The organism is Aeromonas sp. s1(2024) (genome assembly GCF_040908005.1).
In the GTDB taxonomy this organism is placed as follows: domain Bacteria; phylum Pseudomonadota; class Gammaproteobacteria; order Enterobacterales; family Aeromonadaceae; genus Aeromonas; species Aeromonas caviae.
Genome location: NZ_JBFOCW010000038.1, coordinates 19,669 through 40,466, shown reverse-complemented (window position 1 = coordinate 40,466; position 20,798 = coordinate 19,669). Strand labels below are relative to the sequence as shown.

Annotated in this window: 18 protein-coding genes; 10 read left to right on the top strand and 8 right to left on the bottom strand. The window is 64.8% G+C overall.

The window, feature by feature from the left end:
• The first annotated feature begins 134 nt into the window (after nucleotides 1-134).
• Entirely contained in the window at nucleotides 135-767 is a 633-nt protein-coding gene (gene msrA / locus AB5Y70_RS09035) for a peptide-methionine (S)-S-oxide reductase MsrA (protein ID WP_010674365.1), read from the top strand.
• Nucleotides 768-1,070: 303 nt separating this feature from the next.
• On the opposite strand, the gene AB5Y70_RS09030 is transcribed toward msrA, so the two are convergent.
• From AB5Y70_RS09030 to AB5Y70_RS09020, 3 genes are read right to left on the bottom strand one after another with little or no spacing between them, the layout of a single operon-like run.
• Nucleotides 1,071-1,406, bottom strand: a complete 336-nt coding sequence (locus AB5Y70_RS09030) for a DUF3802 family protein (RefSeq protein ID WP_010674366.1) — start codon at nucleotides 1,404-1,406, stop codon at nucleotides 1,071-1,073.
• 60 nt (nucleotides 1,407-1,466) lie between these two features.
• Nucleotides 1,467-1,946, bottom strand: a complete 480-nt coding sequence (locus AB5Y70_RS09025; RefSeq protein ID WP_029314371.1) for a GNAT family N-acetyltransferase — start codon at nucleotides 1,944-1,946, stop codon at nucleotides 1,467-1,469.
• A gap of 3 nt (nucleotides 1,947-1,949) precedes the next feature.
• Nucleotides 1,950-2,321, bottom strand: coding sequence for an MmcQ/YjbR family DNA-binding protein (locus tag AB5Y70_RS09020; protein WP_039038958.1), 372 nt, complete (start codon nucleotides 2,319-2,321; stop codon nucleotides 1,950-1,952).
• A 106-nt stretch (nucleotides 2,322-2,427) separates the two neighbouring features.
• On the opposite strand from AB5Y70_RS09020, the gene AB5Y70_RS09015 reads away from it, so the two are divergent.
• Entirely contained in the window at nucleotides 2,428-3,222 is a 795-nt protein-coding gene (locus tag AB5Y70_RS09015) for an alpha/beta fold hydrolase (RefSeq protein WP_010674369.1), read from the top strand.
• Nucleotides 3,223-3,237: 15 nt separating this feature from the next.
• Here the strand turns inward: AB5Y70_RS09015 and AB5Y70_RS09010 are convergent, their stop codons facing one another.
• Entirely contained in the window at nucleotides 3,238-4,215 is a 978-nt protein-coding gene (locus AB5Y70_RS09010; RefSeq protein WP_081000955.1) for a LysR family transcriptional regulator, read from the bottom strand.
• 61 nt (nucleotides 4,216-4,276) lie between these two features.
• Between AB5Y70_RS09010 and AB5Y70_RS09005 the strand changes: the two genes are divergently transcribed.
• Genes AB5Y70_RS09005 through AB5Y70_RS08985 form a run of 5 tightly spaced genes read left to right on the top strand, consistent with a single transcriptional unit; the run spans nucleotide 4,277 to nucleotide 11,675 of the window.
• Nucleotides 4,277-5,974, top strand: coding sequence for an L-lactate permease (locus tag AB5Y70_RS09005; RefSeq protein WP_043155589.1), 1,698 nt, complete (start codon nucleotides 4,277-4,279; stop codon nucleotides 5,972-5,974).
• A gap of 12 nt (nucleotides 5,975-5,986) precedes the next feature.
• Nucleotides 5,987-6,808 (top strand): (Fe-S)-binding protein, encoded by an 822-nt coding sequence (locus AB5Y70_RS09000; RefSeq protein WP_043155591.1) that lies wholly within the window; start codon nucleotides 5,987-5,989, stop codon nucleotides 6,806-6,808.
• Nucleotides 6,801-8,237 carry a LutB/LldF family L-lactate oxidation iron-sulfur protein gene (locus AB5Y70_RS08995; RefSeq protein WP_043155594.1) on the top strand — a complete coding sequence of 479 codons (1,437 nt, stop codon included), beginning with the start codon at nucleotides 6,801-6,803 and terminating at the stop codon, nucleotides 8,235-8,237. Before AB5Y70_RS09000 ends, AB5Y70_RS08995 begins: the two co-directional genes overlap by 8 nt.
• Before the next feature lies 1 nt (nucleotide 8,238).
• A complete protein-coding gene (locus AB5Y70_RS08990) occupies nucleotides 8,239-8,883 on the top strand; it encodes a lactate utilization protein C (protein ID WP_043155596.1) in 645 nt (214 codons plus the stop codon).
• A complete protein-coding gene (locus AB5Y70_RS08985) occupies nucleotides 8,883-11,675 on the top strand; it encodes an FAD-binding and (Fe-S)-binding domain-containing protein (RefSeq protein ID WP_043155597.1) in 2,793 nt (930 codons plus the stop codon). The genes AB5Y70_RS08990 and AB5Y70_RS08985 overlap by 1 nt, the downstream gene beginning before the upstream one ends.
• 696 nt (nucleotides 11,676-12,371) lie before the next feature.
• On the opposite strand, the gene AB5Y70_RS08980 is transcribed toward AB5Y70_RS08985, so the two are convergent.
• The 3 genes from AB5Y70_RS08980 to AB5Y70_RS08970 form a co-directional block, all read right to left on the bottom strand.
• Nucleotides 12,372-13,412, bottom strand: a complete 1,041-nt coding sequence (locus tag AB5Y70_RS08980) for a lipocalin-like domain-containing protein (protein WP_053288508.1) — start codon at nucleotides 13,410-13,412, stop codon at nucleotides 12,372-12,374.
• 173 nt (nucleotides 13,413-13,585) lie between these two features.
• A complete protein-coding gene (locus AB5Y70_RS08975) occupies nucleotides 13,586-16,012 on the bottom strand; it encodes an FtsX-like permease family protein (RefSeq protein ID WP_053288507.1) in 2,427 nt (808 codons plus the stop codon).
• A 21-nt stretch (nucleotides 16,013-16,033) separates the two neighbouring features.
• Complete coding sequence (locus AB5Y70_RS08970; protein ID WP_043155604.1) at nucleotides 16,034-16,714, bottom strand: ABC transporter ATP-binding protein; 681 nt, start codon at nucleotides 16,712-16,714, stop codon at nucleotides 16,034-16,036.
• A gap of 152 nt (nucleotides 16,715-16,866) precedes the next feature.
• Here AB5Y70_RS08970 and AB5Y70_RS08965 point away from each other — a divergent pair, with 152 nt between their 5' ends.
• From AB5Y70_RS08965 to AB5Y70_RS08955, 3 genes are all read left to right on the top strand, one after another.
• A complete protein-coding gene (locus AB5Y70_RS08965) occupies nucleotides 16,867-17,340 on the top strand; it encodes a DUF4357 domain-containing protein (RefSeq protein WP_010674381.1) in 474 nt (157 codons plus the stop codon).
• Between the two features lie 135 nt (nucleotides 17,341-17,475).
• Nucleotides 17,476-18,900, top strand: a complete 1,425-nt coding sequence (gene nhaD / locus AB5Y70_RS08960; protein ID WP_043155607.1) for a sodium:proton antiporter NhaD — start codon at nucleotides 17,476-17,478, stop codon at nucleotides 18,898-18,900.
• 33 nt (nucleotides 18,901-18,933) lie between these two features.
• Entirely contained in the window at nucleotides 18,934-19,500 is a 567-nt protein-coding gene (locus AB5Y70_RS08955) for a pyridoxamine 5'-phosphate oxidase family protein (protein ID WP_043155609.1), read from the top strand.
• Between the two features lie 59 nt (nucleotides 19,501-19,559).
• Here AB5Y70_RS08955 and AB5Y70_RS08950 read toward each other — a convergent pair whose 3' ends face one another.
• Entirely contained in the window at nucleotides 19,560-20,756 is a 1,197-nt protein-coding gene (locus tag AB5Y70_RS08950) for a Bcr/CflA family multidrug efflux MFS transporter (protein WP_010674385.1), read from the bottom strand.
• Between the last annotated feature and the right edge of the window lie 42 nt (nucleotides 20,757-20,798).

The following is a 20,798-nucleotide window of genomic DNA, read 5'->3' as shown; positions in this document are numbered from 1 at the left end:
GGGGAAGACGCAGGCGAGGGCGGGAGGGTCGCCCCGGGGGCCGCTCCCTGGTTGATCCGGGCTAATAACCTGATATCTTCGGTGTTCCTTTTCGTCAGCCGCATTGCGCGGGGTTTTATACAAGGACAGGGCATATGGAGCAGATTATTTCACCGGCAGAGGCGCTGCCGGGACGGCGGGAAGCGCTGGAGATTGGCCAGGTGCACGCAGTAAACGGCCACCCGACCCAGGGGCCCTGGCCCGAGGGGATGGAGCTTGCCTGGTTCGGCATGGGCTGTTTCTGGGGTGTGGAGCGTCTGTTCTGGCAGCAGCCCGGGGTCTATTCCACCGCCGCCGGGTATCAGGGGGGGCTGACCCCCAATCCCACCTACAAGGAGGTGTGCAGCGGCCTGACCGGCCACGCCGAGACGGTGCAGGTGGTGTTCGATCCCAAGGTCATCAGCTATGGGGATCTCGTGAAGCTGTTCTGGGAACACCATGATCCGGCCCAGGGGATGCGCCAGGGTGGCGACATCGGCACCCAGTATCGCTCCGTCATCTTCGTCGGGGACGACACCCAGGAGGCGATTGCCCAGCAGAGCCTGGCCGCCTACCAGCAGGCCATGACGGCGAGCGGTGACGGGCGCACCATCACCACCCGCATCCTGCCGCTGGCCCCCTTCTATTACGCCGAGGATTATCACCAGCAATATCTGGAGAAGAATCCCGAGGGGTATTGCGGCCTGGGGGGCATCGGCGTCTGCCTGCCTCCCAGCCTGAATCGCTGAGGCGTCATTGCATACCACGGGGGCCATCAGGCCCCCGTGTCATTGTGATGAAAAATAATTGAAAAAAATGCGTCAGGTGGGGAACTAAACTGAACCCTGGCTGACCAACAGGGTAGCGACCACGGATGGTTGCCAAGACCAGACACATTTTTTTGCCCCGAAATTCATTACTCTGACAAGCGCGATGAATTGACAATGCTAGCAAGCAGGGCTGCCCGATGAGGCGGCCCTTTTCATTGGGCGTCCCGCCTCACTCCTCGCCTCATTGCATCTCGTCCCCTTGCCGTCACGGCAGGGGGGGGGTCAGCTGATGGTGCTGTCGAACAGGTTCTTGATGAGGTCGATGAACTCGATGAGGAAGGCTTGCTGGGCTTCGCTGGGGGCGGACAACCAGACGGCGGAGAGCACCTCTTCCAGGTCGGCGACCACGGCATCGGCCTCCTGCATGATCAGGAAGCGCACCTTGGGGTCGAGCTGGGGGTTCTGCTCGCAGATGGCCATCAGGTTGTCGGCCACCCGGCTGCTCACCAGATCCTCGATGGTCTGGGCGCCGCCGCCTTGTTGCTGGCTCTCGAACAGACCCAGACTCTCTACCAGATACTCGATCAGCGCAATGTAACCGTCGCTCTCTACCACCATGATGGCTGCCCTTTCTTCATTGTCTTGGGGAAATGGTGCGTATTTTAGTGGCTGAACCCGTCATGGCAAGCGGCAGTGGAGCCGATGGCGGATAAATTGGACACCGCCGCGCTCCACCGTCTCCAATCCGGTCAGCAGGAAGCCGTGACGCAGGAAGAGAGCGAGGCTGAAGGCGCTCGCCTCCGTGGTGAGGCTGCCAAGTCCCATCTGGCTGGCGGCTGCCAGCACCCGCTCCAGCAGCAGGGTGCCGAGCCCCTGGCGCGGATGATCCGCGCTCACGTAGAGCAGGCTGAGATGACCGTCATCGCTCAGGGTGGCAAAGCCAAGGGGCACATCGTCTTGCTCGATGACCCAGCCATGGTGCTCGCGCAACTGGCTGGCAAGCCCCGGGTGATGGGCGCCCCTGGCCCACTGCTCCACCTGCTCCGGGCTATAGTGTGCAGGCCCCAGGCGGCGTACCGACTGCTCGAACAGATCCAAAAGCCTTGGTATGTGCGCCTCCTCGAGGGGGACGATGCGAGGAGAAGAAAGAGACGGCATGGATCAACCCTCCCTGATGGTCGCGCGGGGGGCCTGGGGCCGCTTCGCCCTGGGCAGACCCGCCACCACCCGCTCATAGGAGTGGACTATCCAGCCCTGCCAGAGATCGTCAGACAGGCCTTCACTCAGGGTCACCGTGTTCCAGTGCTGCTTGTTCATGTGCCAGCCCGGTTTCACCTCGGGGTGGATCTCCCGCAGCAGCAGGGCGAGCTCGGGTTCGCACTTCAGGTTGATGGAGAGGGGCTCCGCCTGCCAGTCCACCAGGGCAAACATCTTGCCGGCGATGCGGTAGACCAGGATCTCCGGGCCGAAGGGGGTGTCCTCGGTGGCGCCGGGCTGGCTGAGCAAAAATTCACGCAATTGAACGAGGGTCATGGGGACTCCAGGCTGGTCCGATCATGGTGGAAGCATGTTCACCGGGGTGAGCCTTCTGTTAATATGCGCGCCGAGTATACCCCCCATCACCCCGGGAGCCCATGAGATGTTGTACCACAAGACCTTTGAACTGGGTCCCGATCGGGATTGGGTGGTGTTCGTGCACGGTGCGGGCGGCAGCTCCTCCATCTGGTTCAAGCAGTTGCGGGCCTACCGGGAGCACTTCAACGTGCTGCTGCTGGACCTTCGCGGTCACGGCCAGTCCAACCAGCTGCAGCAGGTGGTAAAGGGGCACTACAGCTTTCGGGCCGTGACCGAGGATATCCTGCGCCTGCTGGATCACCTGCGCATCCCCCACGCCCATTTTGTCGGCATCTCTCTTGGCACCATCCTCATCCGCCACCTGGCGGAGCTTCGCCCCGAGCGGGTCAAGAGCATGGTGCTCGGCGGCGCCATCCTGCGTCTCGACATCCGCTCCCGGGTGCTGGTGCAGCTTGGTCGCCTCGGCCAGCACTTCCTGCCCTACATGTGGCTCTACCGCCTGTTCGCCTTCATCATCATGCCGCGCCAGCACCATCAGGAGTCCCGCAACCTCTTCGTGCGCGAGGCCAGAAAGCTGTGCCAGAAGGAGTTCAAGCGCTGGTTCCGTCTCGCCACCGAGGTGAACCCCCTGATGCGCTACTTTCGCGAGCGGGCCCTGCCCATTCCCACCCTCTACGTGATGGGGGAGGAGGATCACATGTTCCTCGCCCCGGTGCGCGAGCAGGTGGCCCGCGACCCTTACAGCCGCCTCGAAATCATCGAAAAGTGCGGCCACGTCTGCAACGTGGAGCAGCCGGATCACTTCAACCGCCAGTCCCTGGCGTTTCTCTCCCGTCAGGCGGCGTCGTCCGCCCTTTGAAGCCCGACAAGGGCCTCAGATGAAGTAGTGGCCAATCTCCAGATAGCGCTGGCGGATGTGTTCGATGAGCAGCCTTATCTTGCGCGGCGGCTGGCGGGTGAAGGGGTAGACGGCGTAGATGCCGAGCTTCTTGCCCACCCGGTCGGGAAACAAGTCCACCAGCTCGCCGTTCATCAGATCGTGATAGACCAGACAGCGTGGCACATAGACAATGCCGCGCCCCCCCAGCGCCGCCTTGCGCAGGGCACCAGCGTTGTCGGTTGAAAAGCTCCCCGACACCGACACCAGATAGTTGCCCTCTTCCCCCTTGAAGGCCCACTCCGAGGCCCCTGTGCTCTGGTAGGCGTAGCGCAGGCAGTTGTGGGTGAGCAAGTCTGACGGCACCCGCGGCGCCCCGAAGCGGCGCACATAGGCGGGGGCGGCGCAGATGACCCACTGGGAGTCGAGAATGTGGCGGGCAATCAGGCTCGAGTCATCCAGATAGCCGGTGCGAATGACCAGATCGAACCCCTCTTCCACCAGGTTGACGAAGCGGTTGTCCAGCGACATCTCCACCGTGAGCCCCGGGTGCTGCTGGCAAAAATCGGCCACCGCATCGGCGAGCAAGAGCTCGCCGGAGATGGTGGGCACCGACATCCGCACATGACCGCTCACCTTTTCACCAAATCCCGCCACCGCGTCGAAGGCGTCCAGTGCGGCGGCCTTCACATTTTTGGCACCTTGATAGAGCGCCTTGCCCGCCTCGCTCAGGGTGAGCCGGCGGGTGGTGCGATAGAGGAGCTGGACCCCGAGCTCCTCCTCAAGACGCCCGATCCGCTTGCTAACCACTGAATTTGTCAGGGAATTTTGTTCAGCTACCTTGCTGAAGGATCCGGCCTCCACCACCTGGGCGAAGAGGATGAGGTCGTCGGTACTGGCCATATTGATCAACTTTTGGAACGAATGTTGTTCATTATTTCCATATATCGCGAAAAAGGAACAGGGTAAGGTCACGTCCGCTTAACAAAACAACAACAAGGTGCGCCTCTGCACCCCTCTGGACAAGGACGCAATGATGACAGACACCCTGCTGGCCCTGGTGGCCTTCTCGCCGATCCTGGTGGCCGCCGTGCTGCTGGTCGGCCTCAACTGGCCCGCCAAGCGCGCCATGCCCGTCGCCTTCCTGTTGACCGTGTTCATCGCCCTCTGGGGCTGGCAGATGAGCCCGACCCGGGTCTTCGCCTCCACCCTGCAGGGGCTGGTGATCACGGTGACCGTGCTCTGGATCGTGTTCGGCGCCATCCTGATGCTCAACACCCTCAAACACACCGGCGCCATCACCGCCATTCGCGGTGGTTTTACCAACATCTCGCCGGACAGGCGCATCCAGGCCATCATCATCGCCTGGTGCTTCGGCGCCTTTATCGAAGGGGCCTCGGGTTTTGGCACCCCGGCCGCCATCGCCGCGCCGCTGCTGGTAGCCATCGGCTTTCCGGCGCTCGCCGCCGTGCTGCTCGGCATGATGATCCAGTCCACCCCGGTGTCGTTCGGCGCGGTGGGCACCCCCATCCTGGTGGGTATCAACAAGGGGCTGGATAACCAGGCCATCGGCCAGACCCTGAGCGCCGGTGGCAGCAGCTGGGACATCTACCTGCAACAGGTGACCACCAACGTGGCCCTCATTCACGCCATCGTCGGCACCCTGATGCCAGTGCTGATGGTGATGATGCTGACCCGCTTCTTCGGCCGCAACCGCAGCTGGACCGAGGGGCTCTCCATCCTGCCGTTTGCGATTTTCGCCGGGCTCGCCTTCACCGTCCCCTATGCCCTCACCGGCATGCTGCTCGGCCCCGAGTTCCCGTCCCTCATCGGCGGCCTGGTGGGGCTGGCCCTGGTGGTGACGGCGGCGCGAGCCGGTTTTCTGGTGCCCAAGAACTCCTGGGATTTCGCCCCCGAGAACGAGTGGCCCGCCGAGTGGCTGGGCTCCCTCAAGCTCGATCTCAAAGAGACCGCCGGCCGCCCCATGTCGCTCATGCTGGCCTGGTTTCCCTATGTGGCGCTGGCGCTCCTGCTGGTGGCGAGCCGGGTGAGCCCGGAGTTCAAGGCGAGCCTCCTGTCGGTGAGCCTCGCCTTCACAGACCTCTTGGGGGAGAAGGGGGTCAGCGCCTCCATTGAGCCGCTCTACCTGCCGGGGGGCCTGCTGGTGCTCTGCGCCCTGCTCGCCACCTGGCTGCAATCGCGCTCCCTCGCCCCCTTCGGGCGGGCACTGGGGGAGTCCAGCCGCACCCTGATCGGCGCCGGCTTCGTGCTGATTTTCACCGTGCCCATGGTGCGTATCTTCATCAACTCCGGCGTCAACGGGGCGGATCTCGCCAGCATGCCGGTGACCACCGCCAACTTTGCCGCCGGGCTGGTGGGGGAGTTCTTCCCGGCCCTCAGCGCCACCATCGGCGCGCTGGGGGCCTTTATCGCCGGCTCCAACACGGTATCGAACATGATGTTCAGCCAGTTCCAGTTCGAGGTGGCCCAGACCCTGGGGGTCTCCACCGCCGCCATGCTGGCCCTGCAGGCCGTCGGCGCCGCTGCGGGCAACATGATTGCCATTCACAACGTGGTGGCGGCCTCGGCCACCGTGGGGCTGCTCGGCCGTGAGGGGGCGACGCTGCGCAAGACGGCGCTGCCGACCCTCTACTACCTGCTGGTCACCGGCCTTATCGGGCTGGCGCTCATGTACAGCTTCCACATCTCGGACGCACTGCTGCAGCTCAAGTAAGGAGAGCAAGTGATGAAGGTAATGCGGGTCTACCCGGCCAAGCCGGCCGATGTCTATCTCTACGCCACCTGTCTGGTGGACCTGTTCGACCCGGTGGCGGGGCTCGATGCCATCGCCCTGATCGAGCGGGAAGGGATAAGGGTGCACTTTGTCGAGAAACAGACCTGCTGCGGGCAGCCAGCCTACACCTCGGGTCACGAGGAGGAGGCGCGCAAGGTGGCGCAAAGCCAGATGGCGCTCTTCCCCGAGCCCTGGCCGGTGGTGGTGCTGTCGGGCTCCTGCGGCGGCATGATGCACCACCACTACCGCCGCCTCTTCCCCGAGAGCCCCGAGGTGGCCGATTTTTGCGATCGGGTGTTCGAGCTCACCGAGTTTCTGGCCCGGGTCTGCCGGGTGCGCTGGCACGGGGTAGGGGAGGCGAGCATCGTCATGCACACCTCCTGCTCGGCCCGGCGCGAGATGCAGGTACACACCACGGCCCGCAGCCTGCTGGGGCAGCTCGATGGCGTCACCTTGCATGAACAGGCCTACGAGAGCGAGTGCTGCGGCTTTGGCGGCACCTTCTCGGTGCGCCACCCCCACATCAGCCAGGCCATGGTGGAGGACAAGACCCGCCACCTGCTGGCCACCGGCGCCGACACCCTGGTGAGCGCCGACTGGGGGTGCCTCTTGAACATCAAGGGATCCCTGGCCTATCAGGGCAGGATCTTGCCTGCCACCCACCTGGCGAGCTTCCTGCTCGCCCACAGCCGCCCCGAGAGTGACGAAATAGCTCATAACGGCGCCGCTGTTAGCGATTTGGCTCATACCAAAGAGGCCCAGCCCCATGTCTGACCACGCCAAGTATTCGCCGCGCCGCTTCCATCCCCAGGCCGAGGCGGCCCTGGCCGACCCGGTGCTGCGCCAGAATTTTCGCGGCGCCATGGATTACCTGCGCGCCAAGCGCCGCGATGCCTTCGCCGACCCCGCCGAAGAAGCGGCGGTGCGCGATGCGGCGGAGCAAATCCGCCAGCGCTGTCTCTCGCGTCTGCCGGACCTGCTGGAGCAGCTCGAAGCCAACTGCGAGCGCAACGGCATCCGGGTGCACTGGGCCCAGACGCCGGCCGAGGCCAACGCCATCATCCTTCGCATCGCCCAGCAGCACGGGGTGAGCTCCATCGTCAAAGGCAAGTCCATGGTGAGCGAGGAGGTGGGGTTCAACCACGAGATGGCGCGCCACGGCATCCGCTGCCTTGAGAGCGACATGGGGGAGTTTATCGTCCAGCTCGACGGCGACACCCCGTCCCACATCATCATGCCCGCCATCCACAAGAACAAGCAGGAGGTGAGCGACACCTTCGCAAGCAACCTGGAAGGCTTCACCCCCACCACGGACGTGGACGCCCTGATCCAGACCGGGCGGCGAGCCCTGCGCGAAGAGTTTCGCCGCGCCGGCATGGGGCTCTCCGGCGTCAACTTCGCGGTGGCGGAGACCGGCAGCCTCTGTCTGGTGGAAAACGAGGGCAACGGGCGCATGTGCACCACGGTGCCGAAAGTGCACGTGGCCATCACCGGCATCGAGAAGGTGGTGGAGTGCCTATCCGACGTGCCGCCCCTTTACAGCGCCCTGACCCGCTCGGCCACCGGTCAGGCCATCACCACCTACTTCAACGTCATCAGCGGCCCGCGCCGGGCAGGGGAGCTGGACGGCCCGGACGAGGTGCACCTGGTGCTGCTCGACAACGGCCGCAGCCAGGCTTACCGGGACGAGGAGCTGCGCAAGACCTTGCAGTGCATCCGCTGCGGCGCCTGCATGAACCACTGCCCGGTCTACACCCGCATCGGCGGCCACGCCTATGGCACCATCTACCCGGGGCCCATCGGCAAAATCATCTCCCCCCATCTGCTGGGGCTGGAGAGCACGAGCGATCTGGTGACGGCATCGAGCCTGTGCGGTGCCTGCGGCGAGGTGTGCCCGGTGCGCATCCCCATTCCCGATATGTTGCAGCGCCTGCGTCGGGAGGCCAAGCACGACGCACAGCCCGGCCACGAACCGCTGGCGGGGCAGGGGGCGGCCAGGAGCCGGCTCGAGACCCTCGCCATGCAGGGCTTTGCCTTTGCCGCCACCCACCCGCGCCTCTATCACGCCGCAACCGGGGTGGCCGGTCGCCTGCGGGGGCTGATGCCCAAACACCTGGGCCCCTGGACCCAGTGCCGCGAAGCCCCCAAACCCGCCCCCCAGAGCCTGCACGCCCTGCTGCGCCAGAAGAAGAAGGAGTCCTGAGATGTCGAGCAAAGAGGCCATATTAAGCCGCCTGCGCGGCGCCGCCACCCCCATGGCACATGCCCCCCATGGCTGGCAGCCCTGGCGCGGAGAGGATGAACAGGCGCGGCGCGAGCGCTTTGTTGCCGGGATCAGCGCCAGCCACGCCGAGATCCTGACCGTCAAGGAAGCAACCCTTGCCCGGGATCTGGCCGCCTGGCTGGATGAAGAGGGCGTGACGAGTCTGGCCTGTGGCCAGGGCGGCCGCTGGCAGGAGGCGGTCGCGGCCGCCTGCGCCGGGCGATCTGTGCTGACCCCCGCAGGCAAGTTCGCGAGCTGGAAGGACGATCTGTTCGACGTCTGTCAGGCGGGTATTACCCACTGCGCGGGCGCCATCGCCGATACCGGGACGCTCGTATTGCTGCCCGATGGCGGCGAGCCGCGCACCTTGTCCCTGGTGCCCCCCTGCCATATCGCCCTGCTGGCGGCTTCCACCATAACCGACAACCTGGCGGGGCTGGTGGCGGCCGGGCGCTGGCAGCAGGCCATGCCCACCAATCTGTTGCTGGTCTCCGGCCCCTCCAAGACCGCCGACATCCAGCAGACCCTGGCCTACGGCGCCCACGGCCCGAGCCGCCTCTTGGTGGTGCTGGTGGAGGATTGCTGATGCGCTGGAATGAATTTGACGCCGCCGTGCTCTCGCGCATCCCGCCGGAGCGGCTGGTGAGCGACCCGGACTTGCGATTGGCCCACGGCACGGACGCGAGCTTCTACCGCCTGGTGCCTGAGCGCATCGTGCGCCTCGACTCCCTCGAGGAGGTGCGCTTCGTGCTCGGAGTGTGCCGCGAATTGGGCCTGCCGTGCACCTTTCGCGCCGCCGGCACCAGCCTCTCGGGCCAGGCCCTGAGTGATTCGGTGCTCATCACCCTGACCGACAGCTGGCGCGGCCACCGCATTCTGGACGAGGGGGCGCGCATCGCCCTGCAACCCGGGGTGATCGGCGCCGATGCCAACCGCTATCTGGCACCCCTGGGGCGCAAGATTGGGCCGGATCCCGCCTCCATCAACGCCTGCAAGCTGGGTGGCATCGCCGCCAACAACGCGAGCGGCATGTGCTGTGGCACCGCCCACAACAGCTATCACACCTTGCACGCCATGACGTTGCTGCTGGCCGATGGCACCGTGCTGGAGAGCGGCGATCCCCAGAGCCGCGCCGCCTTGGCGGCCAGGCGCCCGGAGCTGCTCACGGGGCTTGCCGCCCTGCGTGCCGAAGTGCTGGCGAATGCCGAACTTGCCGCCAAGATCCGCCACAAGTACCGGCTCAAGAACACCACCGGCTACGCCATCAACGCCCTGCTCGACCATGAGGACCCTGTCGATATCCTCACCCACCTGATGATTGGCTCGGAGGGGACCCTCGGCTTTATCGCCGAGGTGGTGCTCGACACCGTGCCCGAATACCCCCACAAGGCCTCGGCCCTGCTGGTGTTTCGGGACGCCGAGCAGGCCTGTCTGGCCACCTCGCGCCTGAAAAGTGCGCCGGTGGCGGCGGTGGAGCTGATGGATGGGCGCTCCCTGCGCTCGGTGGCGGGCAAGCCCGGTCTGCCGGACTTTATCAAGACGCTGGATCTGGCTGCCTGCGCCCTGCTTGTGGAGGTGCATGGGGAATCGAAAGAGGCGCTGGTGGCTCGCTGCGAGCAGGTGACGGCCATGGCCGCCGAGTTCGTCCAGGTCGCCTCTGTGCCTTTTACTATCGACAGCGCCGACCTCTGGGCCATTCGCAAGGGGCTCTTCCCGGCGGTGGGGGCGGTGCGTACCACAGGCACCACCGTCATCATTGAAGATGTCGCCTTTCCCATCGAGCGCTTGGCCGAAGGGGTGGCGGGGCTGCAAGCCCTGTTCGATCGCTTCGAATACGGTGAAGCGATCATCTTCGGCCACGCGCTGGAGGGGAACCTGCACTTCGTCTTTACCCAGGGCTTTGACGATCCGGCCCAGGTGGCCCGCTACGGCGCCTTTATGGATGCGGTGGCGGAGCTCGTCGCCGTGCGCTTTGGCGGGTCGCTCAAGGCCGAGCACGGCACCGGCCGCAACATGGCCCCCTATGTGGAGCTGGAATGGGGGTCGGAGGGGATGGCGCTGATGCGGCGCATCAAGGCGCTGCTGGACCCGGACGGCCTGCTCAATCCTGGCGTCATCATCAACGATGACCCCAAGGCCCACCTGGCCCACCTCAAGCCCATGCCGGCGAGCGATGCCATCGTGGATCCGTGCATCGAGTGCGGCTTTTGCGAGGCGGTCTGCCCCTCGCGCACCCTGTCGCTGTCGCCGCGCCAGCGCATCGTGCTTTACCGCGAACTGGCCCGCCGCAATCGTGCCGATGAGCCCTCCAACCAGCTGGCCCAGCTATTTGACTATCAGGGCATCGATACCTGCGCCGCCACCGGGCTGTGCGCCGATCGCTGCCCGGTGGGCATCAACACTGGCAGCCTGATCAAGAAGCTGCGTAGCGAAAAGTACCAGCGCTTTGTGCCCATCGCCCGCTGGAGCGCCGATCACTTCGCCGGCGTTACCCGCGCGGCCCGTGGGTCTCTCGGCCTCAAAGCCATTGCCGGCAAGCTGCTGGGAGACAAGGCGCTGGCAGGATTGGTGGGGGGCGTGCGCAAGCTCAGCGGCCAGCGCACCCCCGCCTGGTTGCCCACCCTGCCGGGGCCGAGCCGCTACCAATGGCTGCAAGGGGAGGGGAGCCATGACGGATCCAGCGAGCGCGCTGTGGTCTATCTGCCGTCGTGTGCCAGCCGGGTATTCGGCCAGCAGGAGGAGGCCCCGTCACTGCCGGACGTGGTGCAATCCTTGCTCAATAAAGCGGGCTGCCGGGTCATAGTGCCGCAAGGTATCGAGGGGCTCTGCTGCGGCATGCCCTATGACAGCAAGGGGATGAGCGAGGTAGCGGAAGCCAAGCGCAGTGAGCTGGCCGATGCATTGTGGCAGGCAAGCGAACAGGGGCGCTGGCCCGTGCTGCTCGATACCAGCCCCTGCGTGCAGCGACTGCTCTCGGGGGCGTTCGGCAAGGGTCTTCGGGTGTTCGAGCCCTCCGCCTTTGTGCTGGAACATCTGCTGCCCCACCTTGAGCTGACCCCCATCGATGAGACCGTGATGCTTCATATCACCTGCAGCAGCCGGCGCATGGGGCTCGGCGATAAGATGCTGGCGGTGGCCCGCGCCTGTGCCCGCGAGGTGATCGTGCCAGAGCATATCCAGTGCTGCGGCTTTGCCGGTGACAAGGGGTTGATGACCCCGGAGCTCAACGCCGCGGCACTTGCCAGCCTGGCAGCTCAAGTGCCCAGGGATTGCCGTCAGGGATTCAGCAATAGCCGCACCTGTGAAATGGGGCTCAGCCAGCACGCTGGCATTCCCTATCACAGCATCCTCTATCTGGTGGATCAGGCGGCGAGATAGAAAAATAAAAACGGCAGGATAAATATCCTGCCGTTTTCAATAGGGTTACTAAGGTAACTTATTAGGGAAAGTGCGAACAAGTATCCCACGAACAAAAAATGAAAATTTTAGTCATTTAATATCAATGGGTTACCAGTAAATGCTCTCGTGCCATATGACTTATTCGCACCTTCCCTACCGCACGGATTTCAGCTTCCGTTGTGCTGCCTTCAAGCTGAATAAAATAGGATTGAACATTGCCACTCTCTGGATGCCTCTGGGGCTATAAGGGCCGGATGAGTAGTAGCCTATCAAAGGCCGACCGCTCCTGTTGAGTAAAAACACAGCCGTTCCGTGGGATTTGAATGAAATCTTGATGGTGGTCAGATTTTTACAGGGAAAGGTCAAGAGAAACGGGGGGAGGGGAGATGGCTTCTCTTCATTGCCACACCGCCCGGCCAACCAAGTCATGTGTTATCTCTTGCTCATCAATGCCTTGTAACAGCTGGTTACAGATCTTGCGTCGACCGGCGAACCCTTCCTCCAGTAAATTCAGCGGCGATTGAATGCACCACTAAGCCATGCTGGCCATCGCCTGCACCGCCGCCCTGTCCGCCTGTGACAGCGAGAAGGCGGCCAACAGCATCGCCAAACGCGCACCGATGCTGACATCCATGAGTCGAACCTGCTCATCCGCGATGGCGAACGGGGTAAGACTCAGTAGCCCGTCATCTCCAGATAACCGACGCCTTTTGCATCCCCCGAGACGGATACCGCCCCCTCCCAGTAGTCAAAGCGTCCCGTCATGGCCTGATCGGGCAGGCGCGCCTGGATGGTGAGCCTCATATCGCCGGCTGCCAGCTGCCACTCGATGGGGTAGGCTTGCCCCTTGGGGCCGCGCCAGGTCTTGCCGGGGGTGAGGCGGATCTGCGCAGGATTCAGCACCCGGCTGCTGCCGTCTCGTTCAATCAGGATGCCGTAGCGGTTCTCCGGCTCAGAGCGTCCCGATTTGGTGCGCAGGCGAAACAGCATCAACTCGCGGCCATCTTCAAACTGCAGCGAAAACCAGTCCCAGCCCGATTGCCACTGGGCCAATACCGAGCTGCTCCACTCGTGATCAAACCAGCCCTCACCGCTGACGTTACGGGTCTCCCCATCCAAGATCAGGGTGCCGCTGATGGTCAGGCGCGGGTAGGAGTAGTAGAAGGAGGCGTTGCCCGGGCTCTTCTCGCTGAAACCCGCTTTACCTTGCAGTACCGCGGGCTTGGCGGCGCTCACCTTCACATCAAGATCCCCCGCCTTGCTCCGCACCTTGAGGGTGGCGGGAAAGAGCGATTCCCCTTGAGAGGTAAGCACCCACTCTTTCAGCCAATACTCACCGCCGCTGGCACCGGCGAGCCCTGGCCCCTGGCGGCTGGTGCGCTCGTCCTGCTGGTGGCTGCCTTTGCTCACATCCGTGATGGCAAACTGGGCCAACCAGAGTTGAGGGGTGAGCCAGGGGTTCTCCGAGGTGATCTCCTGTTCAATGCCTTGGCGAAACAGGGTCCATTGCATGCCGTAGCCGCGTCCCTGCTCGTCTTTCAGGTTGCCGGTGAGATACCACCATTCGGAGCGGTAGTCGGGGTGGGCACCGTGATCGGCGGGCAGGTTGATGGACTGACCCGGCAGGGCCTTTTTGAAGTGATCGTTGCCGTCACCCAGGATGCTCCCCAGATCGCTGGCCTGCGCGTGGCCGCTTATGGCAACAAGCGGGATCAAGAGGGCTGCAAGCCAAGAGGACAAGATTCCCCTCACCCTGGCCCTCTCCCGAAGGGAGAGGGGATGGTTCGCGGCAGCTCTGTGCGCTTCTCTGCGCTGAATCAGGGGCGGTGATAGAGATCTGGTCAATGGGAACGTCAAGCCATGGCTGAGCCAGTGCGCCAACCAATCTTTCATACCACTCTCCTTGCGGCATACCAGGAGGCGAGCGCGCCACAGACGGGGGCGAGCAGGAGCGCCGTGACGGCGTGCAGGGGGGCGGCCTCGAAGGCCAGCCGCCAGCCAAAGGCGCGGGGGTTGACCACCTCAATCAGCACCCAGGCAAGGCCATAGCCCACCGGCAGGGCCAACAATGCGGTGAGCAGCCCGAGGCCTGCCCCTTGCCACACCAGCAGCCGGCGGCAGTGGCGCGGGCTCAGGCCAAGGCTTTGCAGGGTCTGCAACTCGCCGCGCCGGGCCAGCCCCAGCACCATAAAGGCCGAGCCGATGCCGACGAAGGCGATCCCCAGGATCAGCAACTTCAATAGTTCGGTCACCACGAAGGTCTGATCGAACACCCTGAGGGCGGCGGCGTGGATGGCGGGGGCGGGCAACAGGTTCACCTGCTCGCCAAACTGGCTCCTGAGCCTGTCACCAAGGTGCTCGGGGTCCGGGCTGAAGAGGGCAAGGGATTGCACCTTGCCCCCTTCGAAGGCATGCAGTATCTGCCCCTTGTCGCTGCCGTAATCCTGATAGACGCCGGTGACGGTGAAAGCCCTCGGCCCCCCCTCGCTGGTTACCTCGAGGCGCTGGCCCACCCTGACCCCGAGGCGTACCGTCAGCGGTTCGCTCGCCAGCACCTCGTCGGGAGCGGCGGGCCAGCGCCCGGCGAGCAAGGGATAGGCGGCTTTGAGCTCGGGGATAAAGTCCATCTGCGCCCACTCGATGGGCTGCCCCTGCCAGCGGGCGGGGTGCACCGAACGGCGGGAGGCGGCGCGCACGTCCGGCGAGGCGAGGATGGTGTTGAGGGTCTGCTCGCCGAGGGCGCCCCTGCTGCCCGCCACCCCCTTGGGAGCGGTGACGTAGAGATCGGCGGCCAGGCGCTGGCCGAGCCAGATCTCCACGCTCGAGCGAAAGCTCGACACCATGACCCCGATGCCGATGGCTGCGGCGATGGCCAGTTGCAGCGCCATCACCGCGATGGCGGTGCGATCCAGGTGATAGAGGGTTTCGGCCACCCCGAGCCGGGCGGTGAGGGGGCCGCGTGCACGCAGCCGCCCCAGCAAGGAGCGAAGGGCATCGGGCAGCAGGAGGGCCATGGCGAGCAGCCAGCCTCCGGCCACGAAGAGGGCGCCGCCAAGGCCGGTTTCTGGCCGCCACAGACACAGGGCGCACAGCAGCAGAATGGCGATGGCAAGCCCCCGGCGTTGCCAGGGGTGAGCCGGTGGGCGACTGTTGCCCTCTCGCAGCGCAAGGGGGGATTGGCGCAGCAGTTGCCACCAGCCGGGCAGGTTGGCGGCGAGCGTGCCCAGCAGGCCAATGACCAGCGCCTTGCCAAGGCTCGCGGGGGAGAGGCGCAGCAGATCGATGGGGTTGGGGCCATAGAGATCGGCCAGCGCCTGGGTGAGCTGCCCCATCAGGGAGAGGGCCAAGAGGATCCCCAGTAGCAGCCCGAGCAGAGTGCCGAGGGTGGCGAGGATCACAAGCTCCAGCATGAGCCAGCCAAGCACCCGGCGCGGCGGCATCCCGAGGATGATGAGCTGGGCGAGCAGGGGGCGGCGCACGCTCTGCACGAAGCGCTGGGCGTTGAACACCAAGAACAATCCCACCGCCATGGCGAGCAGGGAGAGGGCGGTAAGGTTCAGGGCCAGCGCATCCCCGAGCTGGCTGGCATCGAGCGCTGGGCTGATGGGCTCAAGCCAGAGGGGCTGATGGGGGGCATAGGATTGCAGGGCCGCCTGCAAGGCTCTTTGCAAGGTATTGGCCTCTTGCTCACTGAGTTTGAAGACGATGCGATCCAGTCTGCCAGCCTTGCCAAGCAGGGGCTGGGCGAGGCCGATGTCGGTCACCAGCAGCCGCTCCATGGGGACGGCGCCGGGCTCGAAGGTGCCGGCCAGGGTAAGGGTCAGGGGGCGTTGCCCCTCATCCCCCAGCACAAAGGTTCGCGACTGGCCCGGTTGCCAGTCAAGGCGCCTCGCCTCGGGGGCGGCCAGCCAGACGCTGTCGGCGCGATTCAACGAGACATCGGGTTGGCTGTCTGGCGCATCGCCAAAGAGGCGGCGCAGGGGGCCGGGGTTGAAGAGATCCATCCCCAGCAACTGGAAGCTGCGCCCCTGCTCGTCCTTGAGCCAGGCGTGAAGCTCTGGCATGGCGTCAAGGTTCGGCTGGCTTCGCACCAGCCTCACGTAGACTTGTTCATCCAGGTCACCCTGGGGGGCCAGGCGGTAGTTGGCCTCCCCGGCGAGCTGGCTGCGGGCGGCGACGAAGTTGGTGCGGGCGCTGTGGTTCAAGAGCTCGATGGCCACCACCAGGGTGACCCCGAGGGTGAGCCCGGCCAGGCTCATCAAGAGCAGCCAGGGGTGAGCGCGATAGAGGCGCAGCAGTGCCTTGAGCGGCAACATCAGCAGGCCCCCCGGCAGACGTCAGCCATGGCGGCGCCCCTTGAGCTCGACCAGCTGTCCCCCTTCAAGGCGCAGCACCCGATCCGCCAGGTCGCCATAGCCCGGGTTGTGGCTCACCAGCAAGAGACCGGCGCCGGTATCGCGCACCGCGCTCATCATCAGGGCCATCACCTGCTCGGCGTTGTGCTCGTCGAGACTCCCGGTGGGTTCGTCGGCGAGCAGCCAACGAGGCTGATGAATGAGGGCACGGGCCAGCGCCACCCGCTGGCGCTGGCCGCCGGAGAGCTGCTCCGGCCAGGCGTGGCGTTTGTGGCTCATGCCAAGGCGCGTGAGCAGGGCATCGAGGCGCCCATCGTCCTGGGGCAGGTTGTTTATCTGAAGGGGCAGGGCGAGGTTCTCGGCCACGGTCAGGGTCGGCAGCAGGTTGAAATCCTGATAGACGATGCCGAAATGGCGCCCGCGAAGCCGGGCACGCTCGTCTGTCGGCAGGGTGTCGAGGCGGGTCTCTTCCAGCCAGATCTCCCCCTCGTCCGGGGCGATGAGACCGGCGATGAGGTTGAGCAGGGTGGACTTGCCACAGCCGCTTTGCCCCAGCAGCAGGCAGGTTTCCCCCGGGGTGAGGGCGAGATCCAGCCCCTCAAACAGGGGGAGCGTCTCGCCGCCGTTGGCGAAGCGTTTACTGAGGTTGCGCAGGCTAAGCATGGTATAACCGTTTGATGGTCAATGGCTTTCACAATGTCCGTCACTATGCCAGTTAGTGATCGCGCCTGCAAAAGGGATGGGGATCCTCGCTGGATCCCGCTCGCCTGAGGTGGTTAGAATAGGGCCTTCCATGGGTCACAGGATGAGCAAGGATGTTACACAAGCAAGTCAGTTTTATCGTCGACAGCAAGGGCGTCAAGCAGGCTGCCGTGGTCCCCATCGATATCTACAACGAGCTGATGACCCTGCAAAAGGCCCTCTCCGACAACAAGCCGGGGGAGCGCGAGCTCTACCACTTCAACGGCAAGGGGGCAGAGGCCCATGGTTATCCGGTGGGCAAGCGGCAGAACCCCGGTTTCATGGTCCAGGCGGGCTCCACCGCCAACGGCGAGGATGCGGCCTCCCTGCGCGAGGCGGTGATCGAGCTGCGCCAGGAGCTGCTGGGCAAGGGGGTGCTCGTTCCCCACCCCGAAGGGGGCTTCATCTTTACCGCTGATCAGCTGTTCAACAGCCCGAGCCTGGCCGCGAGCCTGGTGGCGGGCAACAACCGAAGCGGGCTGGATGCCTGGCAAAACAGCGCAGGCTACACCCTCAAGCAATCGGGTTTTGGCAAGAAGACCTCCTGATGACGGGGCCTGGCAACGGGCCTCGCTCATGTTTGCCTGAGTGCCCGCGGCGGGCCGCTCATCAGGATGACAAGGAGGGCGGCTTCCCTTTGGGCTGCTAGCCTCAATGCCAGACGCCTGCCAGGAGATGCCGCCATGTCTGGACTCCTTCGCCTCGTGCCCGGGGCGGCCCTGCTCAGTGCCCCCGCCGCTGCGGGCAACGGCCCCCTCGATCTGACCCACAGCGGGGTCGGGCTCTTCGCCCTCGCCATCTTCGCCCTGGCTTATGCCCTGGTGATGGCCGAGGAGTACCTGAAGCTGCGCAAGTCCAAGCCGGTGCTGGTGGCCGCCGGCATCATCTGGATAGCCATCGGCCTGGTCTATACGGGGCAGGGGCACAGCGAGCTGGTTCAGGCTGGTTTTCGCCACAACCTGCTGGAGTATGCCGAGCTGATGCTCTTCTTGCTGGTGGCCATGACCTATGTGAACGCCATGGAGGACAGACTGCTGTTCGCCGTGCTGCGGGTACGCCTGGTGCAAGCGGGCTTCAGCCTGCGTACGCTCTTCTGGCTCACCGGTTTTCTCGCCTTTTTCATCTCCCCCGTGGTGGACAACCTCACCACGGCGCTGCTGATGTGTTCAGTGGTGCTCAACGTGGCCAACGGGGAGCGCCGCTTCATCAACCTGGCCTGCATCAACATCGTCGTGGCGGCCAATGCGGGCGGCGCCTTCAGCCCCTTTGGCGACATCACCACCCTGATGGTGTGGCAGGCGGGCAAGGTGCCGTTCCAGCAGTTCTTGCTGCTCTTCATCCCCGCCCTGCTCAACTTCCTGGTGCCGGCCACCCTGATGAGCCTGATGGTGCCCCGTCTGGTGCCCGCCATGCCGGGCGAGATGGTGGTGCCAAGGCGCGGCGCCGTTGTCATCGTGCTGCTCTTTGTGCTCACCATAGTGACCGCCGTCGCCTGCCATCATTTCCTGGGGCTGCCCCCCGTGCTCGGCATGATGATGGGGCTGGGCTACCTGCAATTTTTCAGTTTCTATCTGCGAAAGACCCAGCCCGTTACCTTGGCCCGGGCACGGGCGCTGTATGAGCGCACCGGGGACGAGGCCAGGCTGCTGCGTCAGGGCTCGGTGGTGCCGTTCGATGTGTTCAACAAGATTGCCAAGGCGGAGTGGGACACCCTGCTCTTCTTCTACGGGGTGGTGATGTGCGTCGGCGGCCTCGGGTTTATGGGGTATCTGGCGCTTGCATCCCATTTCCTCTATGACGGTGGCGATCCGACCCTGGCCAACGTCACCATCGGCCTGCTCTCCGCCCTGATCGACAACATTCCGGTGATGTTCGCCGTGCTCTCCATGGAGCCGCAGATGAGCACGGGGCAGTGGCTGCTGGTGACATTGACCACCGGGGTGGGGGGCAGTCTGCTTTCGGTCGGCTCCGCCGCCGGGGTGGCCCTGATGGGCCAGGCCAGGGGCATGTATACCTTCGTCGGGCACCTCAAGTGGTTGCCTGCCATTTTGCTTGGTTATATGGTCGGCATAGGGGCGCACCTGTGGCTCAACAGCGCCCTGTTTTAGGCAACCCGGTGCCAGGCACCAGGGAGAGGCAGGATGGGACAACTGTTCGAGGCGCTTTTGCCGCGCCATGTCACCTTTATCGAGGGGCAGAAGATCTTCTTCGTCGGTACGGCGGCCGCGAAGGGATCGGTCAATCTCTCCCCCAAGGGCGGGGATTCGCTGCGCGTCCTCGATGCCCACACCCTGGCCTGGCTCAACCTGACCGGCAGCGGCAACGAGTCCGCAGCCCAGGTGCTGCAACAGCCGCGCATGACGGTGATGTTCTGCGCCTTCGAGGGGGCGCCGCTTATTCTGCGGGCCTATGGCCAGGCACGGGTGCTGCACCGCACTGATCCGCAGTGGCCGTCGTTGCTGGCGCTGTTCCCCCCAAGCGTCGCGGCTCGCCAGATCTTCCTGCTGGACATTGAACGGGTCCAGACGTCGTGCGGCATGTCGGTGCCTCTGTATGAGTACCAGGGGGACAGGGAGGATCTTGCCAACTGGTCGGCCCGTCAGGGCCGGGAGGGGATTGAGGCCTACTGGCGCAAGAAGAACCAGCTAAGCCTGGATGGGCTGGAGAGCGAGATCCTGGCGCGCAGCGGGTTGCAGGCCGATGACTGAGGCCTGCGCCCCGATGCAAAAAGCCCTGTCCATGGACAGGGCTTTTTCATTGCAAGGCATCAGGGGACGCGCTTGCCGCTCAGCAGCCAGTAACTGAGGGCCGACCCCAGGCCGCAACCGGCGATGGCGATGGCCATGGGGAGCGGCGATTCAGGGGGATTGAGGTTGACCAGTACCCCCACCAGGGCCCCAAGGCCAAAGCGCAGGGTGCCCGCCAGCGCCGAGGCGGTGCCTGCGGACTGGGGGAAGTGGCCCATCAGGCCGGTCATGGCGTTGGCCCCCACCAGGCTGATGTGGCCGACGAAGAGCACGACGGGGATGACGATGCCCCACAGGCCCCCGGTCTGGCTCCAGGCGTTGTAGATGAGCAGGGCCCCGGCGAGCGGCAGCACGGTCAGGCCGTATCGCAGCATGCGCTCGGCACCCACCCCTTTCACCAGCCGGCTGTTGGCGAAGGTGACCACCATCATCAGCAGGATATTGAGGCCAAAGAGCCAGCCGTAGTGCTCGGTCGGCACCTTGAAATACTCGATGTAGACATAGGGGGAGGCGCTCAGGAAGGCGAACATGCCGGAGCTCGACAGGGCGCCGCACAGCACATAGCCCATGGCACCACGGTGGGAGAGCACCCCCCAGTAGTTGCGAAGCACCTGCCCGAGTCGCAGGGGTTGCTTGTGCTCGGGTTTGAGGGTTTCCTCAATTTTCCACTGCATCACCAGGCAGATGAGCAGGCTGATGGCCACCAGCAGCCAGAAGATGACCCGCCAGTCACTGTGAGCACTGATGTACCCCCCCACCACGGGGGCCACCAGGGGGGCGAGGGTCATCACCAGGATGACGAAGGACATGGCGCGGGAAAACGCATCCTTCTCGAACAGGTCGCGCAGCAGGGCGTTGACCACCACGGAACCCGCGGCGCCCCCTGCGGCCTGCAACATGCGCCAGGCGAGGAGCTCAGGCAGGGAGTCCGCCATGGCGCAGCCCACGGAGGCCACGGCAAACATCGTCAGGCCCGCCAGGATCACCGGCTTTCTGCCGAAGCTGTCGGCGAGCGGCCCGTAAAAGAGCTGGCCGATGGCAAAGCCCCCCAGGAAGGCGCTGATGGTGAGCTGGGCGCCGTCGATGCTGGTAGCCAGATCCCGGGCGATGGCGGGAATGGCGGGCAGATACATGTCCACCGCGAGGGGAGTCAGGCCCGCCAGGGCACCGAGCAGGATGAAGAGGAAACGGGGGGAGAGGGAGCTGGCTTGGGGCATAGGGTATCCGAGTCGTGGGCTGGGCCGGGTTAAGAGGCAGGT

Excerpts from the sequence above, each read along its gene's own strand:
- AB5Y70_RS08955 (WP_043155609.1), top strand. The coding sequence starts at position 18,934 with ATGGGACAACTGTTCGAGGCGCTTTTGCCGCGCCATGTCACCTTTATC.
- AB5Y70_RS09015 (WP_010674369.1), top strand. The coding sequence starts at position 2,428 with ATGTTGTACCACAAGACCTTTGAACTGGGTCCCGATCGGGATTGGGTG.
- AB5Y70_RS08990 (WP_043155596.1), top strand. The coding sequence starts at position 8,239 with ATGTCGAGCAAAGAGGCCATATTAAGCCGCCTGCGCGGCGCCGCCACC.
- msrA (WP_010674365.1), top strand. The coding sequence starts at position 135 with ATGGAGCAGATTATTTCACCGGCAGAGGCGCTGCCGGGACGGCGGGAA.
- AB5Y70_RS08995 (WP_043155594.1), top strand. The coding sequence starts at position 6,801 with ATGTCTGACCACGCCAAGTATTCGCCGCGCCGCTTCCATCCCCAGGCC.
- AB5Y70_RS08965 (WP_010674381.1), top strand. The coding sequence starts at position 16,867 with ATGTTACACAAGCAAGTCAGTTTTATCGTCGACAGCAAGGGCGTCAAG.
- AB5Y70_RS09000 (WP_043155591.1), top strand. The coding sequence starts at position 5,987 with ATGAAGGTAATGCGGGTCTACCCGGCCAAGCCGGCCGATGTCTATCTC.
- AB5Y70_RS09020 (WP_039038958.1), bottom strand. The coding sequence starts at position 2,321 with ATGACCCTCGTTCAATTGCGTGAATTTTTGCTCAGCCAGCCCGGCGCC.
- nhaD (WP_043155607.1), top strand. The coding sequence starts at position 17,476 with ATGTCTGGACTCCTTCGCCTCGTGCCCGGGGCGGCCCTGCTCAGTGCC.
- AB5Y70_RS09030 (WP_010674366.1), bottom strand. The coding sequence starts at position 1,406 with ATGGTGGTAGAGAGCGACGGTTACATTGCGCTGATCGAGTATCTGGTA.
- AB5Y70_RS08985 (WP_043155597.1), top strand. The coding sequence starts at position 8,883 with ATGCGCTGGAATGAATTTGACGCCGCCGTGCTCTCGCGCATCCCGCCG.
- AB5Y70_RS09025 (WP_029314371.1), bottom strand. The coding sequence starts at position 1,946 with ATGCCGTCTCTTTCTTCTCCTCGCATCGTCCCCCTCGAGGAGGCGCAC.
- AB5Y70_RS08950 (WP_010674385.1), bottom strand. The coding sequence starts at position 20,756 with ATGCCCCAAGCCAGCTCCCTCTCCCCCCGTTTCCTCTTCATCCTGCTC.
- AB5Y70_RS09005 (WP_043155589.1), top strand. The coding sequence starts at position 4,277 with ATGACAGACACCCTGCTGGCCCTGGTGGCCTTCTCGCCGATCCTGGTG.
- AB5Y70_RS08975 (WP_053288507.1), bottom strand. The coding sequence starts at position 16,012 with ATGTTGCCGCTCAAGGCACTGCTGCGCCTCTATCGCGCTCACCCCTGG.
- AB5Y70_RS08970 (WP_043155604.1), bottom strand. The coding sequence starts at position 16,714 with ATGCTTAGCCTGCGCAACCTCAGTAAACGCTTCGCCAACGGCGGCGAG.